The organism is Clavibacter rahimiani (genome assembly GCF_052654495.1).
Map to the genome: position 1 here is coordinate 3,009,164 of NZ_CP199790.1, position 15,816 is coordinate 3,024,979.

At 73.9% G+C, this 15,816-nt stretch carries 14 protein-coding genes and 1 tRNA gene; 4 read left to right on the forward strand and 11 right to left on the reverse strand.

Translation table 11 applies throughout. The features are described from left to right. Nucleotides 1–106 precede the first annotated feature (106 nt). Nucleotides 107–1,045 (reverse strand): aldo/keto reductase, encoded by a 939-nt coding sequence (locus tag ACT7CP_RS14340; protein ID WP_445442717.1) that lies wholly within the window; start codon nucleotides 1,043–1,045, stop codon nucleotides 107–109. A 156-nt stretch (nucleotides 1,046–1,201) separates the two neighbouring features. Here ACT7CP_RS14340 and ACT7CP_RS14345 point away from each other — a divergent pair, with 156 nt between their 5' ends. Beyond that, nucleotides 1,202–2,941, forward strand: a complete 1,740-nt coding sequence (locus ACT7CP_RS14345; protein WP_445442718.1) for a glycoside hydrolase family 13 protein — start codon at nucleotides 1,202–1,204, stop codon at nucleotides 2,939–2,941. A gap of 72 nt (nucleotides 2,942–3,013) precedes the next feature. Here the strand turns inward: ACT7CP_RS14345 and ACT7CP_RS14350 are convergent, their stop codons facing one another. The 5 genes from ACT7CP_RS14350 to ACT7CP_RS14370 all read right to left on the reverse strand — a co-directional run bounded on the left by ACT7CP_RS14350 (nucleotide 3,014) and on the right by ACT7CP_RS14370 (nucleotide 7,327). Beyond that, on the reverse strand, nucleotides 3,014–4,222 hold the full coding sequence (locus tag ACT7CP_RS14350; protein WP_413961670.1) for a peptidoglycan DD-metalloendopeptidase family protein: 1,209 nt from the start codon (nucleotides 4,220–4,222) through the stop codon (nucleotides 3,014–3,016). 226 nt (nucleotides 4,223–4,448) lie between these two features. Next, entirely contained in the window at nucleotides 4,449–5,258 is an 810-nt protein-coding gene (locus ACT7CP_RS14355; protein ID WP_413961671.1) for an inositol monophosphatase family protein, read from the reverse strand. A gap of 62 nt (nucleotides 5,259–5,320) precedes the next feature. Next, nucleotides 5,321–6,067 carry a YoaK family protein gene (locus ACT7CP_RS14360; protein WP_445442719.1) on the reverse strand — a complete coding sequence of 249 codons (747 nt, stop codon included), beginning with the start codon at nucleotides 6,065–6,067 and terminating at the stop codon, nucleotides 5,321–5,323. A gap of 79 nt (nucleotides 6,068–6,146) precedes the next feature. After that, on the reverse strand, nucleotides 6,147–7,133 hold the full coding sequence (locus ACT7CP_RS14365; protein ID WP_413961673.1) for an aldo/keto reductase: 987 nt from the start codon (nucleotides 7,131–7,133) through the stop codon (nucleotides 6,147–6,149). 112 nt (nucleotides 7,134–7,245) lie between these two features. Further along, a tRNA-Tyr gene (locus tag ACT7CP_RS14370) sits at nucleotides 7,246–7,327 on the reverse strand. A 180-nt stretch (nucleotides 7,328–7,507) separates the two neighbouring features. Here ACT7CP_RS14370 and ACT7CP_RS14375 point away from each other — a divergent pair. Beyond that, a complete protein-coding gene (locus ACT7CP_RS14375; RefSeq protein WP_413961674.1) occupies nucleotides 7,508–7,996 on the forward strand; it encodes a YajQ family cyclic di-GMP-binding protein in 489 nt (162 codons plus the stop codon). Between the two features lie 90 nt (nucleotides 7,997–8,086). Next, on the forward strand, nucleotides 8,087–9,556 hold the full coding sequence (gene cls / locus ACT7CP_RS14380) for a cardiolipin synthase (RefSeq protein ID WP_445442720.1): 1,470 nt from the start codon (nucleotides 8,087–8,089) through the stop codon (nucleotides 9,554–9,556). A gap of 54 nt (nucleotides 9,557–9,610) precedes the next feature. Here the strand turns inward: cls and ACT7CP_RS14385 are convergent, their stop codons facing one another. From ACT7CP_RS14385 to ubiE, 5 genes are all read right to left on the reverse strand, one after another. Beyond that, nucleotides 9,611–10,099, reverse strand: a complete 489-nt coding sequence (locus ACT7CP_RS14385; RefSeq protein ID WP_445442721.1) for a MarR family winged helix-turn-helix transcriptional regulator — start codon at nucleotides 10,097–10,099, stop codon at nucleotides 9,611–9,613. Nucleotides 10,100–10,222: 123 nt separating this feature from the next. Further along, complete coding sequence (locus tag ACT7CP_RS14390; protein WP_445442722.1) at nucleotides 10,223–10,906, reverse strand: prepilin peptidase; 684 nt, start codon at nucleotides 10,904–10,906, stop codon at nucleotides 10,223–10,225. 123 nt (nucleotides 10,907–11,029) lie between these two features. Beyond that, nucleotides 11,030–12,400 carry an FAD-dependent oxidoreductase gene (locus ACT7CP_RS14395; protein WP_445442723.1) on the reverse strand — a complete coding sequence of 457 codons (1,371 nt, stop codon included), beginning with the start codon at nucleotides 12,398–12,400 and terminating at the stop codon, nucleotides 11,030–11,032. A gap of 90 nt (nucleotides 12,401–12,490) precedes the next feature. Continuing rightward, the gene (locus tag ACT7CP_RS14400) at nucleotides 12,491–13,564 is read right to left on the reverse strand and encodes a polyprenyl synthetase family protein (RefSeq protein WP_413961679.1); all 1,074 of its coding nucleotides are present in this window, start codon (nucleotides 13,562–13,564) and stop codon (nucleotides 12,491–12,493) included. A gap of 35 nt (nucleotides 13,565–13,599) precedes the next feature. Next, nucleotides 13,600–14,334: a bifunctional demethylmenaquinone methyltransferase/2-methoxy-6-polyprenyl-1,4-benzoquinol methylase UbiE gene (gene ubiE / locus ACT7CP_RS14405; protein ID WP_413962575.1), complete on the reverse strand. Its 735-nt coding sequence runs from the start codon at nucleotides 14,332–14,334 to the stop codon at nucleotides 13,600–13,602. Between the two features lie 204 nt (nucleotides 14,335–14,538). Here ubiE and ACT7CP_RS14410 point away from each other — a divergent pair, with 204 nt between their 5' ends. Continuing rightward, nucleotides 14,539–15,813 carry an isochorismate synthase gene (locus ACT7CP_RS14410; RefSeq protein ID WP_445442724.1) on the forward strand — a complete coding sequence of 425 codons (1,275 nt, stop codon included), beginning with the start codon at nucleotides 14,539–14,541 and terminating at the stop codon, nucleotides 15,811–15,813. Nucleotides 15,814–15,816: the final 3 nt, after the last annotated feature.

A 15,816-nucleotide genomic window follows, 5' to 3' on the forward strand; every position in this document is an offset into this window, starting at 1 on the left:
TCAGGCGCGTCGGAGACGCGCTGGAACCCTACGACGATAGCAGGTCCGGGACCGCCCACGAGACGCGGGACGGCCCCGGACCGGGGCACGCGGGGCGCGGCGCGGATCAGACCGCGGAGAGGTCCCGGATCTCGTCGGCCGTCAGCTCGAGCTCGACGGAGGCGAGGAGGTCGGGCAGCTGCGTGAGGTCGCGGGCGCTCGCGATGGGCGCGGTCACGGAGGGCTGCGCCCGCAGCCAGGCCAGGGAGACCGTCGTGACCGAGACGCCGTGCGCCTCGGCGACGCGGTCGAGCACCTCGAGGAGGGCGCGGCCGTGGTCGTCGTAGTAGGCGGACGCGGTGCCGGCGCGCGGGCTGTCGACGTCGCCGCCGCGGTACTTGCCGGTGAGGAAGCCGCTGGCGAGGCTCGAGTACGGCGCGGAGGCGATGCCCTCGCGGATCAGGAGGTCGGCCAGCTCGCCCTCGTAGGCGTCGCGCGCGACGAGGTTGTAGCGGTTCTGCAGCACCTCGAAGCGGGCGATGCCCTCGCGGGCCGAGACGTCGAGCGCGGCCTGCAGGCGCTCGGCCGTGAAGTTGGAGGCGCCGATCGCGCGGACCTTGCCCTCGGCCACGAGCTCGGCGAGCGCGGTCACCGTCTCCTCGATCGGGGTCCCCTGGTCGTCGATGTGCGCGTAGTAGAGGTCGATGGCGTCCACGCCCAGGCGGCGGAGGCTGGCCTCGACGCCGCGGCGCACGCTGTCGCGGGACGTGCCCTTCGCCGACTCGAGCGACCCCACCTTGGAGGCGATCACGAGGTCGTCCGGGCGGCCGCGCGAGGCGAGCCAGCGGCCGATGATCTCCTCGGACTCGCCGCCGGAGTTGCCGGGCTTCCACGCGGAGTAGACGTCGGCCGTGTCGATGAAGTTGCCGCCTGCCGCGGTGTACGCGTCGAGCAGCTGGAACGAGGTGGCCTCGTCGGCGGTCCAGCCGAAGACGTTGCCGCCGAAGGACAGGGGCAGCACCTCCAGGCCGCTGGATCCGAGGGGCACGCGTGCGGGGTTCGACATGGCTGATCTCCTTCGTCCGGTGATGGCGGCGGTCGCTGCCGCCCCCAGGGTCAAGCCGCAGCGGACGCCCGCCTATTCCTCTGCCACGTGCCGGGGCGGCTTGGCAAGGGTCGGCGCCCGCCGGATGGCCGAGGACCGGTCGCCTAGGCTCGACGCATGACTCCGGCATCCCCCACAGCCCCCGCCCCGGCTGCCCGGGACGACATCCTGACCCGCCCCGAGGGCGACGACGCGCACGGCACCGGATCCGAGTGGTGGCGCACCGCCGTGATCTACCAGATCTACCCCCGCTCCTTCGCGGACTCGGACGGCGACGGGATCGGCGACCTCCCCGGCATCACCGAGCGGCTCCCCGCGCTCCGCGAGCTCGGGGTCGACGCGATCTGGCTCTCCCCCTTCTTCCTCTCGCCGCAGAACGACGCGGGCTACGACGTCGCCGACTACTGCGAGGTGGATCCGCTGTTCGGCACCCTCGACGACTTCGACCGCCTGCAGCGCCGCGCGCACGAGCTCGACCTCCGCGTGATCGTCGACATCGTCCCCAACCACACCTCCTCCGCGCACCGCTGGTTCCAGGAGGCCGTCGCCTCCCCCGCCGGCAGCGAGGAGCGCGCGCGCTACATGTTCCGCGACGGGAAGGGCGCCGACGGCGAGCTGCCCCCGAACAACTGGGAGTCGATCTTCGGCGGGTCGGCCTGGTCGCGCCTCACCGAGCCCGACGGCACGCCCGGCCAGTGGTACCTGCACCTCTTCGACTCGTCGCAGCCCGACCTCGACTGGACGAACCCGTGGGTACGCGAGCGCTTCCGCGAGATCCTCCGCTTCTGGCTCGACCGCGGTGTCGACGGCTTCCGCGTGGATGTGGCGCACGGCATGGTCAAGGCGCCCGGCCTCCCCGACTACACGCCCCCCGAGGGCCAGGGCAGCATGGGCGGCGCCGGCGGCGTGGACGACGAGCCCGCCCCGCCGCCGCCGTACTTCGCGCAGGAGGGCGTGCACGAGATCTACCGCGAGTGGCGCGAGATCTTCGACTCCTACGACGGGGACCGCGCGATGGTCGCCGAGGCGTGGGTCGAGCCGCTCGCGAAGCTCGCCGACTGGGTGCGCCCGGACGAGATGCACCAGGCCTTCAACTTCAGCTACCTCGAGACGCCGTGGGACGCCGCCGCGCTCCGCCGGACGATCGACGCGTCGCTCGCGACCTTCACCTCGGTGGGCGCGCCCAGCACGTGGGTGCTCTCCAACCACGACGTGGTGCGTCACGCGAGCCGGCTCGCGCTCTCGGGCGAGAACCCGCAGGGCGTCGGCATCGGGCCGAGGTCGACCGTGACGGTGGACGAGGTGCTCGGCCTCCGCCGCGCCCGCGCCGCCAGCGCGCTCATGCTGGCGCTCCCCGGCAGCGCGTACGTCTACCAGGGCGAGGAGCTCGGGCTGCCCGAGGACACCCGCCTGCCGGACGAGGCCCGCCAGGACCCGACCTTCCACCGCACCGCGGGCGAGCGCTACGGCCGCGACGGCTGCCGCGTGCCGATCCCGTGGGAGGCCGGGACGCCGTCCTACGGCTTCAGCACGGGCGACGCCAGCTGGCTGCCCCAGCCCGACGACTGGGACCGCTTCGCGCGCGACACCGAGAAGGCGGATCCCGCGTCGACCCTGTCGCTGTACACGGAGGCGCTGCTGCTCCGGCGCGAGCACGGCCTCGCGCTCGGCGAGCTCGCGTGGATCACGGCGGAGGGCGACGACGTCCTGTCGTTCGAGAGCGCGGGCGTCACGGTCATCGCGAACCTCGGCGCCGCGTCCGTGCCGCTGCCCGAGGGCCGCGTGCTGCTCGCCAGCCAGGCCCTCGACGGTGACGCCGTGCCCGTGGACACCACGGTGTGGTTGATCCGCGATTGAGCCTGGGCCGTCATGACGACGCCCCCTCCGCCTGCAGGCGGAGGGGGCGTCGTCGTGCGGGGCGCGCGAACGTCAGTTCGCGTGCTCGTGGAGCCAGGCGAAGGGATCCACCGCGGTGCCGTCCGCGAGGCGGATCTCGAGGTGGAGGTGCGGGCCGGTGGACGCGCCCGTGTTGCCGACCTGCCCGATCTGCTGGCCGACCTTGACGGGATCGCCCGCCTTCACGCGCATGGAGCCCGGCAGCATGTGGCCGTAGACGCTCGTGACGAGCTGCCCGTCGATCACGTGGTCGATGACGAGGTGGACGCCGAGGCCCGTGTCGCTGTTCACGGACTCGCGGACGACGCCGTCGGCGATCGACTGGATGGGCGCGCCCATGCCGGGGGCGAAGTCGACGCCCTGGTGGTTGCTCGAGCAGCCGTTGGAGCAGGGCGCGATGCGCTTGCCGAAGACGCCGCTGATGGGCACGCCCGCGGCGAAGGGCCACTGGATCGTGCCGTTGATGTCGTTCGTGAACGCGCCCGCGCCCTTCGACGTCTGGGCGAGCATGATCTGCTGGGGCGTCGTGGCCGTGAACGCATCGTCGGTGCCGCCGACCATGCGGGCCTCGGGCGCCGCGGAGAGCGCGATGCTCTGGCTGGGGATCGAGGTGGCCGGCGCGTCCGTGACGACGTTCGCCTGCGCCATGTCCTGGCCCGTGAGGAACGCGGACGACGGCAGCGAGGTGGCGATGGTGACCGTGGCGACGAAGGCCATCGTCAGCAGCGTGAGGCCGCGCGACGCGTTCGCGCGGCGGCGGCCGGCGGACGCCTCGGGCTTCGGGGTCGCGAGGGACGGGCGGGAGGAGGCGGGGACGCGGCGCCCGCGGACCCGGACGTGCGGCGCGGCCGCGGGGACGCTGGCGCGCTTCGCGTGCACGAAGGAGGAGCGGCGCGTCTCGGGGGCGGCGGCGGCCGTCGCGGTGCGGAGGCGGCGGGCGCGCACCGACAGCGGGACGGCGTCGGGGGCGACCGCGGTCTCGGCGGCGGCCGGGAGGTGCGTGGTGGGGACGGCGGGGGCCTCGACGGCGACCGGGAGGACGCGGGCGGGGGCCGCCTCGACGGGCGCCTCCACGGCCTGCTCGACGTCCACGGCGGCGGGCGTCGTCGGCGCGGATGCCTGCTCCTCGTGCACCTCGGGCGCGGACGCACCCGTCGGCGCCTCCGCCGCGCGGCGCTCGGCCTCGCGTCGCTCGCGTCGCGTCGGGTAGACGACACCGCCGGTCTCGTCGGGGGTCAGCACGAGGGCCGCCGGACGGAGGACTGGGGGGCACGCGAGGCGTGGGCGACGGACAGGATCGTGGAGCTCCTAGCACGAGGGACAGGGGGCTGCGCCGTGCCGGCCGACGGGGGTCGGGGCATGCGCGGGCGGCCGGTCCGAGCCCGGCCGTGATGTAACGGATCGGTAAAGGCTAACCGGAGGAAGGCATTCGCGCCACCCGGGGGATGCGCGGAGGGGCCTCGAGGGGCTATGCGCGCGGGCGCTCCAGCCGCTCCTCGAGGGCACGCGCGAGCTCGGGATCCGCCGCGATCAGGAGGTCCGCCGAGGCCGGGCCGCCGCCGATCCCGGTCACCCGCGCGCCGGCCTCCGCCGCGATGAGGGCGCCCGCCGCGTGGTCCCAGGGCTTCAGCCCCCGCTCGAAGTACGCGTCCGTGCGGCCCGCCGCCACGTTGCAGAGATCGAGCGACGCGGCGCCGATGCGGCGGATGTCGCGCACCTCGCCGAGCAGGTCGGTGATGACGCGGCCCTGCTGCATGCGCTTCTCGGCGCCGTAGGAGAAGCCCGTGCCGACGAGCGCGAGGGACAGCGGCACGCCCGCGTTGACGGCCAGCGGACGTCCGTCGAGCGCGGATCCGCCGCCCGCGGTCGCCGTGTACACCTCGCCCAGCGTCGGGTTCACGACGCAGCCGGCGCGCGCCGTCCAGGTGAGCGGATCCGCCTCGCCCTCGACCACGGCGATGCTCACGGCCCACGCGGGGATGCCGTAGAGGAAGTTGACGGTGCCGTCGATGGGGTCGACGACCCAGGTGAGGCCCGAGGTGCCGGACGTGCCCTCGGACTCCTCGCCGAGGAACCCGTCGTCGGGCCGCACGTCCTGGAGCGCCTGCCGGATGAGGTCCTCGGTCTCGCGGTCCGTGTGCGTGACGATGTCCTCGGGGCTCGACTTCGACGCCGCGACCTCGACGCCCTCCCGGCGGCGGCGGAGCGCGAGCTCCCCGGCGCGGGTGGCGATGTCGCGGGCGATGGTCAGGAGCGCGGTGTCACCGGGGGAGGTCATGCTCCCACCCTGCCAGAGGCGGTGGGCCGGGCCGCGGCCGGGCGCGGGAACGGGAACGGGGCTCAGGCCGGCGCGACGCCCGAGCGCTCGTCGACCGCCGGGATCGCGGCGCCGCCCTCGCGGAGGCGCTTCCGCTCCACGCGCCGCGCGTTCCACAGCAGCGCGACGCCCAGCACCATCAGCCCGCCCGCCGCGAGGAGCGCCCACGCGCCGCCGACGTGCGTGGTGATGAGCGCGGCCACCAGGGCGCCGAGCCCCATGCAGACGATCGCGCCCACGCGCCGCGCCCAGGCCGCGCCCGAGCCGCCGGCGACGCGGCTGTCCGAGGAGAGGTTCACCATCGTCATGGTCACGACCACCGTCGAGAGGTCGCGCAGGCCGATGCTCTTCACGGCGGCCGCCTGCGCGCCGAGCAGCAGCGCGAGGACGCCCGTGATCGCGATCATCACGCCGGTGTCGAGCGCGCCCACCGCGAGCCAGACGACGGCGAGCGCGAGGGTGAGCGCGGTGCCCGCGACGAGGATCCAGACGGAGGACCGCGGCAGGTGCACGTCCGTGGGCGCACGCCGGGTGATGCGGGACGCGACGACCGCGCCGAGCATGAAGGCGAGGAGCGCCACGACGTTGTTGAGCACGGGGATGTCGGCGACGCCCACGAGGCCGAAGCCGATGAAGAGCACGTTGCCGGTCATGTTGCCCGTGAAGACGCGGTCGAGGGCGAGGTAGCTCACGCCGTCGATGGCGCCGGTCGCGGTGGTCATCACGAGCAGGGCGGCGATGTAGGAGCCCTCGGGCCAGGGACGGGACACGGGAACTCCTCGCGGGTCGGGCGGCGGTCGCCTCAGGATACGGCGGGCGGCGCGCGGCGGAGGGGAGGACGGGCGCGGGTCAGGCGCTCTCGTCGCGGGTCGCGCGGGCCGCGGCGGACGCGAGCCGGGAGACCTCGTCGTCGTCGAGGACGAGCTGCGCGGCGGGCATCAGCTGCCGGATCTGCCGGGCCGTGCGCGCGCCGACCAGCGCGCTCGCGATCCCCGGCCGCCCGAGCACCCACGCGATCGCGACCTCGGCGACCGTGACGCCGCGCATCCGCGCGACCTCCTCGGCCGCCCGCACCGTGGCGTGCCCGCCCGGCGTCATGAAGTGCTCCGCATCGAGCGCCCGGGCCGACGGCACGGCGGGCGCGCCCGGCAGGTACTTGCCGGTGAGGAAGCCCTTGGCGAGCACGCTGTGGGCGACGAGGCCGACGCCCTCCTGCCGCACGACCGCCTGCAGCCGCCCCTCGGTCCGCTCGCGCGCCAGCAGGCTGTACTCCTCCTGCACCACGCCCACGGGCACGTCGCCGGCTCCGTGCGCCAGCGCGAGCGCCTGCTCGATCCGCTCCGGGGTGAAGCCGGAGACGCCGACCAGCCGGGCCTTGCCCTGCGTCACCAGGTCGGAGAGCGCCGCGACGGTCTCCTCGAGCGGCGTGCGGGTGTCGTCGAGGTGCGCGTGCACGATGTCGACGTGCGTCGTGCCGAGCCGGCGGAGCGACGCGTCGACGCCGCGGCGGATGGAGTCGGCCGAGGTGCCCGGCGCGTCACGGCTCTTGCCGACCTTGGTGCCGACCACCACGTCGTCCCGGCAGCCGCGCGCGGCCAGCCAGCCGCCGATGATCGCCTCGGACTCGCCGCCGGCGTGGCCGGGCACCCACTGCGAGTACGACGACGCCGTGTCGACGAAGGTGCCGCCGCCCTCGCGGTAGGCGTCGAGGATCGCCCAGGACTCGTCGCGGTCGGCGGTCCAGCCGAAGCCGCTCGTGCCGAGGCCGAGGGTGGACACGACGACGCCGGAGGTGCCGAGCGCGCGCGTGCGGGGGCCGGGGGCGGCGGGGAACATCGATGGGATCCAGGTCGTCGGGCGCGCGGGCGACGGTGCCGGCGCGGGTGGGCCCCGACGGACGCGTCGGGGCAGACGAACGGCCCCGCGACTGCGGGGCCGTTCCGTTCGGTGGCGAGTGAGGGATTCGAACCCCCGAAGGCTGAGCCGTCTGATTTACAGTCAGATCCCTTTGGCCGCTAGGGTAACTCGCCATGCGCACCCGACCTGTGTGATCACGGACCGGAGACGCTCGTCGATGATAGCGGTCGCCGGCCCGCGAACCGAAATCGCCCGCGCGCGCCCCGCCGGCCCGACCGCTCACCCGCCGCCGCCCGGCCGCCGGCCTCCCGTCGCCCGCCGCTCCCCCGCCGCCGTCCCTTAACATGGTCGGCATGGCAGATTCCTCGTTCGACGTCGTCAGCAAGGTCGACCGCATGGAGGCGGACAACGCCGTCCACCAGACCCAGAAGGAGGTGGAGCAGCGCTACGACTTCAAGAACGTGGGCGCCTCCATCGAGTGGAGCGGCGACACCATCCTCATGAAGGCCACGAGCGAGGAGCGCGTGAAGGCGATCCTCGACGTGCTGCAGTCGAAGATGATCAAGCGCGGCATCGGCCTCAAGAGCCTCGACGAGGGCGAGCCGTTCGCGTCCGGCAAGGAGTACCGCATCGAGGTCACCCTCAAGCAGGGCATCGACCAGGCGAACGCGAAGAAGCTCGGCAAGATCATCCGCGACGAGGGCCCGAAGAGCATCAAGAGCCGCGTCGAGGGCGACGAGCTCCGCGTCTCGAGCAAGAGCCGCGACGACCTGCAGCAGACCATCGCGCTGCTCAAGGGCGCGGACGTCGACCTCGACCTGCAGTTCGTCAACTTCCGCTGATCCCGGGGCCCGCGCGGCCGCGTCCCGGCGCGTGTCCCGCGGGCGCCGCGCCCCGCGGACCCGGGCGGGCCGCCGGATAGACTCCGGCTGATGGATCCCTCGATGACCACCCTCATCCTCGCGGGGCTGCTGGTCGTCGTCGACTTCATCGTGCGCATCACGGCCCTGCTGGTCATCCCCCGGAACCGCCGGCCGTCCACCGCCATGGCGTGGCTCATGGCGATCTTCTTCCTGCCGTACCTCGGCATCCTCCTGTTCCTCCTCATCGGCTCGACGCGGCTGCCGAAGCGGCGCCGGGAGAAGCAGCAGGAGATCAACCGGTTCATCATCGAGTCGACCGAGGGCATCGAGCGCGTGACGCGCGAGCACTCCTGGCCCGGCTGGCTCGACTCCGTCGTGGAGCTCAACCGCACCCTCGGCGCCATGCCGCTCGTCGGCGGCAACCGGGCGAAGCTCTACAGCCACTACGACGAGTCCATCGCGGCCATGACCGCGGAGGTCGAGAAGGCGACGCGCTACGTGCACGTCGAGTTCTACATCCTCGCCTGGGACGTGACGAGCGCGCCGTTCTTCGACGCGCTCGAGCGCGCCGTCCAGCGCGGCGTGACCGTGCGCGTGCTCCTCGACCACATCGCCTCGCTGCGCGCGCCCGGCTACCGGCGCACGACGCGGAAGCTCACGGCGATCGGCGCGGACTGGCAGCTCATGCTCCCCGTGCAGCCCCTGCGCTGGCGGTACCAGCGGCCGGACCTCCGCAACCACCGCAAGGTGCTCGTGGTCGACGGGCGCGTGGGGTTCATGGGCTCGCAGAACATGGTGCATCGCAGCTACAACAAGGTCGTCAACCGCAAGCGCGGGCTCACGTGGCAGGACCTCATGACCCGGCTCGAGGGCCCCATCGTCAGCGGCCTGAACGCGATCTTCATCACCGACTGGTACGCGGAGACCGACCAGCTGCTCGTGCGCGAGACGGAGCCGATCGAGATCGCGGCGACGGAGGACGACGAGGAGCTCGACTGCCAGGTCGTGCCCTCCGGACCCGGGTTCCCCGGCGAGAACAACCTGCGCCTGTTCAACGCGCTGCTCTACTACGCGCAGGAGCGCATCGTGATCACGTCGCCGTACTTCGTGCCGGACGACTCGATGCGGTACGCGATCACCACGGCCGTGCAGCGCGGGCTGTCGGTGGAGCTGTTCGTGAGCGAGATCGGCGACCAGCCCGTCGTGTACCACGCGCAGCGCTCCTACTACGAGGAGCTGCTGAAGGCGGGCGTGCGGATCTGGATGTACCGGGCGCCGTACATCCTGCACAGCAAGCACTTCACGATCGACGACGACGTGGCCGTCATCGGATCCAGCAACATGGACATGCGGTCGTTCAGCCTGAACATGGAGGTCTCGCTGATGGTGCGCGGGCCGGGCTTCGTGCGCGAGATGCGCCGGATCGAGGACGGCTACCGGGCGCGCAGCCGCGAGCTCACGCTCGAGGAGTGGAGCCGCCGCACGCGGTTCAGCACCGTGCTCGACAACCTGGCGCGGCTCACCTCGGGCGTGCAGTAGCCGCGGGATGCGGCCGACCCGCCGAGGTCGGCCGTCCTCCGGCTGTGCGCCGGGTCAGGCGTCGGATGCGGCCCGGTCGCCCCGCGGATCCGCCTGCTCGTGCGCGACGGCCCGGTCGAGCACCGCCTGCAGGAGCGCGTGAAGCTGCGAGTCGCCCGCGTCATCGGCGGGGTCGACCGCGATGTCGCGGCGGACCTGGTCGCCGACCCGCCAGATGACGGGGAGCATGTCGCGACCCGCGTCGGTGAGGCCGACCGAGAGGCGGCGCTCGTCGGTGGTGTCGCGGAAGCGCGTAACGTAGCCGAACACCTCGAGGCGCTTCAGCAGCGGCGACAGGGTGCCGGGGGTCAGGTGGAGCTTCTCGGCGAGGTCGACCACCGCCTGCGGCTCCTCCTCGTCGAGCGCCAGCAGCACGAGGTACTGCGGGTGCGTCAGGTTGAGCGGCTGCAGCAGCGGCCGGTAGAGCGAGACCACGGCGCGCGAGGCGGCAGCCAGGAGCACTCCGGTCTCGTCGTGCAGCAGTGCGTGGGATCTCTGTGCCATGTCTTTTCCTCTGGCTCGTCAGTACGTCGATGCCGGGGTCTTGGACACTTCCTCCACCGTACGCCTGTCGGAGCATGAGGAGAGGTACGCACAGGCAACCATCGGCCGGGGTCGTCCGCACGCTCACGCGAGCGTAGTGGGGAACGACGCCACCACGAGCGCGCCGAGCACGATCCAGGGTCCGAAGGGGACGGCCGTCGTGGCCCGCGCCCGACCGCCGACCAGCAGGACGGTCGCCGCGACGCCGCCGAGCAGCGTGCCGGCCGCGAGCCCCAGCGCGACCTCCGCGGCCCCGATCTGCCCGAGCACCAGGCCCACGACGCCGGCGAGCTTCACGTCGCCGGTGCCGAGGCCGCCGCCCGTCGCCGCCTGCAGCAGCGCGAGGACGAGGACGGCGGACGCCCCGCACGCGACCGCCTGCAGTAGGAGGCCGGATCCGCCGACGGCCAGGGCGAGGGCGCCGGCCGCGAGGGCCGCGGGGGCCGTCGCCCGGTCGGGCAGCCGGTGCGCGGCGAGGTCGGCGAGCACGAGGACCGGGCCGACGGCGACCAGCAGCAGCGCCGGTGCGAGGTGCGTGGGCGGGGCCTCGGCGACGACGAGCGCGGCGAGGATCCCCGTGACGAGCGCGGCGATGACCGCCGCGGGCGCGCCGAGCCCCGGGAGCGGACCGAGGGGCCGCGCGTCGAGGCCGTCCGCCCGGCGTCCGCCGGCGAGGGCGACGCGGGCGAGGGCCGGGGACCCGGCTCCGACGGCGGCGCCCGCGAGACCGGCCGCGGCGAGGAGGAGGGGCGGGGCGGCGGGGATCACGCGGTGACCCTAGGCGCTCGGCCGCGGCGGCCGGCTCGGGCCGCCGCGACCTGGGGACGGACGACGGACGGGCGCCCACGGGAGGACCGCGGACGCCCGTCGGCGTCGATCAGGAGGGACGGATCAGACGGACTGCCGCGCGCGCGACGCCGTGAGCATCTCGTCGCGCTCGACCACCTTGATGCGGGCGCGGCCGTGCGGGGCGCCGAGGGCGATCTCGTGCTGGTCGAGCGCGTGCCAGCCGGACAGGTCGGTGAACTCGATGCCCCGCGAATTGAGCAGGTCGACGATCGCCTGCTCCTCGGGGGCCTCCGGCGTCCACCAGTCGCCCTGGTCGTTGAGCACGTGCGAGACGGTCTCCATGGCGTCGGACTTGGTGTGCCCGATGAGGCCGATGGGGCCGCGCTTGATCCAGCCCGTGGCGTAGACGCCGGGGATGCGTGTGTTGTCCATGTCGAGGACCTGGCCCTCGTGGTTCGGGATCACGCCGCGGCGCTCGTCGAACGGGATGCCGTCGACGGGCGAGCCGAAGTAGCCGACCGCCCGGTAGATCGCCTGCACGGGCACGTCGCGGAACTCGCCCGTGCCCTCGACGCCGCCGTGGCCGTCGGGACGCGTGCGCTCGATGCGGAGGCCCGCGACGCGCGGCTCGGCCGTGTCGTACGCCAGCACCTCCGCGGGGCGCGAGTAGAAGTGCAGGTGGAGGCGACGGGACGCGGTGCCGGCCTCGCGCGTGCGCCACTTCTCCAGCACGCGGCTGATGACCATGACCTGCTTGTTGGTCTTCGCGGCCTCCTCGGCGGCGGGATCCACGCCGAAGTCCTCGTCGTACACGACGACGTCGACGTCGGGCACCTCGCCGAGCTCGCGGAGCTCCAGCGGCGTGAACTTGACCTGCGCGGGACCGCGGCGGCCGAAGACGTGCACGTCGGTGACGGGCGAGCGCTTGAGGCCCGCGTAGACGTTGTCCGGGATCTCGGTGGGCAGCAGGTCGTCCGCGTGCTTGGAGAGCATGCGCGCCACGTCGAGCGCCACGTTGCCGTTGCCGATGACGGCGACCTCGCGGGCGTCGAGCGGCCAGTCGCGCGGGAAGTCGGGGTGCCCGTCGAACCAGTTGACGAAGTCGGCGGCGCCGTACGAGCCCGGCAGGTCGATGCCCGGGATGTCGAGCTCGGCGTCGCGGATCGCGCCCGTGGAGAAGATGACGGCGTTGTAGTGCCGCTGCAGGTCCTCGAGGGTGATGTCGCGGCCGTAGTCGACGTTGCCGAAGATCCGGATGTCGCCGCGGTCGAGCACGTCGCGGAGCGCACCGATGATGCCCTTGATGCGGGGGTGGTCGGGCGCGACGCCGTAGCGGACGAGGCCGTACGGCGCGGGGAGGCGCTCGAAGAGGTCGATGGAGACGTCGAACTGCTTCTCGGCCTTCAGGATGATGTCGGCCGCGTAGATGCCCGCGGGCCCTGCGCCCACGATGGCCAGCCTGAGCTTGGTCACTGGTGTCCTTCTGTTCGTCGTCGTCCCCGTTCCGGCGGTGGGGGCGTGGTGGTGCGGATCCCCGCGAGAGCCGGCGGGGACGAGCGGCAGCTAGCGCGTGCGCTCGACGATGGTGTCGGCGAAGCGCGTGAGCGCCTTCTTGACCGGCCCCTCCGGGAGGGGGGCCAGGGCCTCGACCGCCTCGGCGGCCCAGCGGTGGGCCTCCGCGATGGTGCGCGCCGTGACCTCGTGGTCGCGGAGCTCGGCGATGGCGGCGGTGAGGTCGGCCTCGGACTCCGGCGTCTCCTCGTGCTCCACGTCCCGCTGGATGCGGGCGAGCAGCGTCGCCGCGCCCTGGTCGGTGGCGGCGAGCCGGGTCAGGTAGAGGAGCGGGAGCGTCGAGACGCCGGCCCGGAGGTCGGTGCCGGCGAGCTTGCCGGTCTCCTCGGGCTGGTCGGCGAGGTCGAGCACGTCGTCCACGAGCTGGAACGCGACGCCCGTGCGCTCGCCGAACGCCAGCACGGCGGACTCGAGCTCGGGGTCCGCGCCGGAGTAGATGACGCCCATCTGCGCCGCGCAGGCGATGAGGGATCCGGTCTTGTCGGCGAGGACGTCGAGGTAGTGCGCGATGGGATCCTGTCCCTCGCGCGGGCCGATGGTCTCGTGCAGCTGCCCGAGCACGAGGCGCTCGAACGTGGCGGCCTGGAGGCGGATGGCGCGGGGGCCGAGGTCGGCGACGATCTTGCTGGCGCGCGCGAACAGGAGGTCGCCCGCGAGGATCGCGACGGAGTTGCCCCACACGGCCTGCGCGCTCGGGACGCCGCGGCGCATGTCCGCCTCGTCCATGACGTCGTCGTGGTAAAGCGACGCGAGGTGCGTGATCTCGATGGCGACCGCCGCGTCCACGACCTGCTGCGTGTTCCCCTCGCCGAGCTGGGCGATGAGGAGGGCGAGCATCGGGCGCACGCGCTTGCCGCCCGCGTCGAGCAGGTAGCGCGTGGTGACGTCGGCCACGTCGTCGGCGAAGCGCACCTCGCGGAGGAGCTGCTCCTCGACGAGCGCGAGGCCGTCGTCGATGCTGCGGGCCATGCGGCGGTCGTCCGAGGACGCGAAGAGGCGCTCGGTGAGGCTCGCGTGGGAGGCGACGGAGGTGCCGCGCCGGGCGAGCGGGAGGCTCGGACTCATGATCGGCGTCCTTGTCTGTGGAGGTTCAGGCGCGGTCAGGACGCGGCGGGACGGGGAGCGGCGTGACGGCCGGCGGGCTTGACGCCGCGGTGCAGCGCCACGATCCCCGCGGTGAGGTCGCGGTGCTCGACCGACGCGAACCCGGCGGCGCGGAGCCAGGAGCTCAGCGTCTCCTGGTCGGGCCAGGCCTGGATCGACTCGTTGAGGTACTCGTAGGCGCTGGCGTTGGAGCTCACGAGCTTCGTGAGGGCCGGCGCGACCGTCTTCATGTAGAGGTCGTAGCCGCGGCGCACGAGGGGCGCGGGCGGCGTGCTGAACTCGCAGATGACGATGCGGCCGCCGGGCTTGAGCACGCGGAGGAGCTCGTCGAGGCCCTTCCTCGGCTCGACCACGTTGCGGAGACCGAAGGAGATGGTGACGGCGTCGAACGCGTCGTCGTCGAAGGGGAGGTCGGTGGCGTCGGCGTGCACGAACTCGATGCGCGGGTTGCCCGCGTGCCGGCGGCGGCCGACCTCGAGCATGCCCTCGGAGAAGTCGGCGGCGACGACGTGGGCGCCGGAGGCGGCGAGCGCGGCGCTCGAGGTGCCCGTGCCGGCCGCGAGGTCGAGGATCCGCTCGCCCGCGACGGGGGCGACGGCCCGCGTGGTCGCGATGCGCCACAGCTGGTCGTTGCCGACCGAGAGGAGGGCGTTCGTGCGGTCGTAGGCGCTCGAGACCTCGTCGAACATGGCCGACACCTGGCCGGGCTTCTTGCTGAGGTCTGCTCGCATCACGCACCCAGTCTATTCGGGCGCGCTGGGCACGCGATGGGCGGCGGTCGGATGCCCAGGGGCCGATCAGAGGACGGGGGCGGGAGGCGGCCGCGCGGGGTGGACGGGCGGCCCGGGGAGCGGTCGGCGGGCCCTCCAGGGCGCGTCGGGCGGTGCCTCGGGCGTCCCCGGGAGGCCCGGATCCCCGGCGGTAGGCTGGCGTCCGTGACCGCCACCCGCGTCCGAGCGCTCCTCGTCGACACCACCCCCGTCGACTCCATCGCCCGGCTCGTCCCCCTCCTCGACGCCCGCCACCCCCTCCTGTGGCTGCGGCACGGATCCGGGATGGGCGGCATCGGCGAGGCGCTCCGGCTCGAGTTCCACGGGCCCGACCGCGTGCGGGAGGCCGCCGCCGCGTGGCGCGAGGTCGCCGCGGGCGCGACCGTGACGGATCCGCTCGGGATCCCCGGCACCGGCCTCATCGCGTTCGGCGCCTTCGCCTTCGCGGACGACTCGGAGGCCGCGAGCGTGCTCGTCGTGCCGCGCGTCGTCGTCGGCCGGCGCGACGGGGTGTCGTGGGTGACGCGGATCCGCCTGGCCGACCAGGAGGACGACGACGTCGCCTCCCCCCTCGACGCGCTCGCCGCCGGCGCGATCCCCGTGCCCGAGAGATCCGGCGCCGAGTACCGCCTGCACCTGCGGCCGGGATCCATGGGCCCCGACGACTACCAGGCCGCCGTCGCGCGCGCCGTCGCCGCCATCTCAGCCGGCGACCTGAAGAAGGTCGTGCTCGCGCGCGACCTCGTGGGCCGCCTCCCCCTCGGCGGGGACCTCCGCCTCGCCCTCAGCCGCTTCGCGCTCGGCTACCCGGACTGCTGGACCTACGCGGTCGACGGCCTCATCGGCGCGAGCCCCGAGACGCTCGTGCGCGTCGGCGGCGGCACCGTGGGGGCGCGCGTGCTCGCGGGCACGGTCTCGCGCGGGACGGACGCGCGGGCCGACGCCGCCGCGGCCGCCGGCCTCGCCGCCTCCCCCAAGGACAACGAGGAGCACGCGTTCGCGCGCGACAGCGTCCTCGACGCCCTCCGCCCGCACAGCCGCGACCTCCGGACGACCGACGCGCCCTTCACGCTCAAGCTGCCCAACCTGTGGCACCTGGCGAGCGACGTCACGGGGACGCTGGGCGACGGATCCTCCTCGCTCGACCTCGTGGGCGCGCTGCACCCGACGGCCGCGGTCGCCGGGCACCCCACCGCCGCGGCGCTGGAGCTGATCGCGGAGCTCGAGCCCGCCGACCGCGGCCGGTACGCCGGGCCGGTCGGCTGGGTCGCGGCCGACGGCGACGGCGAGTGGGCCATCGCGCTGCGCGGGGCCCAGGTGGATCCGTCGGGCGCCATCGTCGCGCACGCGGGCGCCGGGATCGTCGCGGGATCCGACCCGGAGCGCGAGCGCGCCGAGACGGCCATGAAGTTCCGGCCCGTCGTGGAGGCGCTGGGCTAGTCC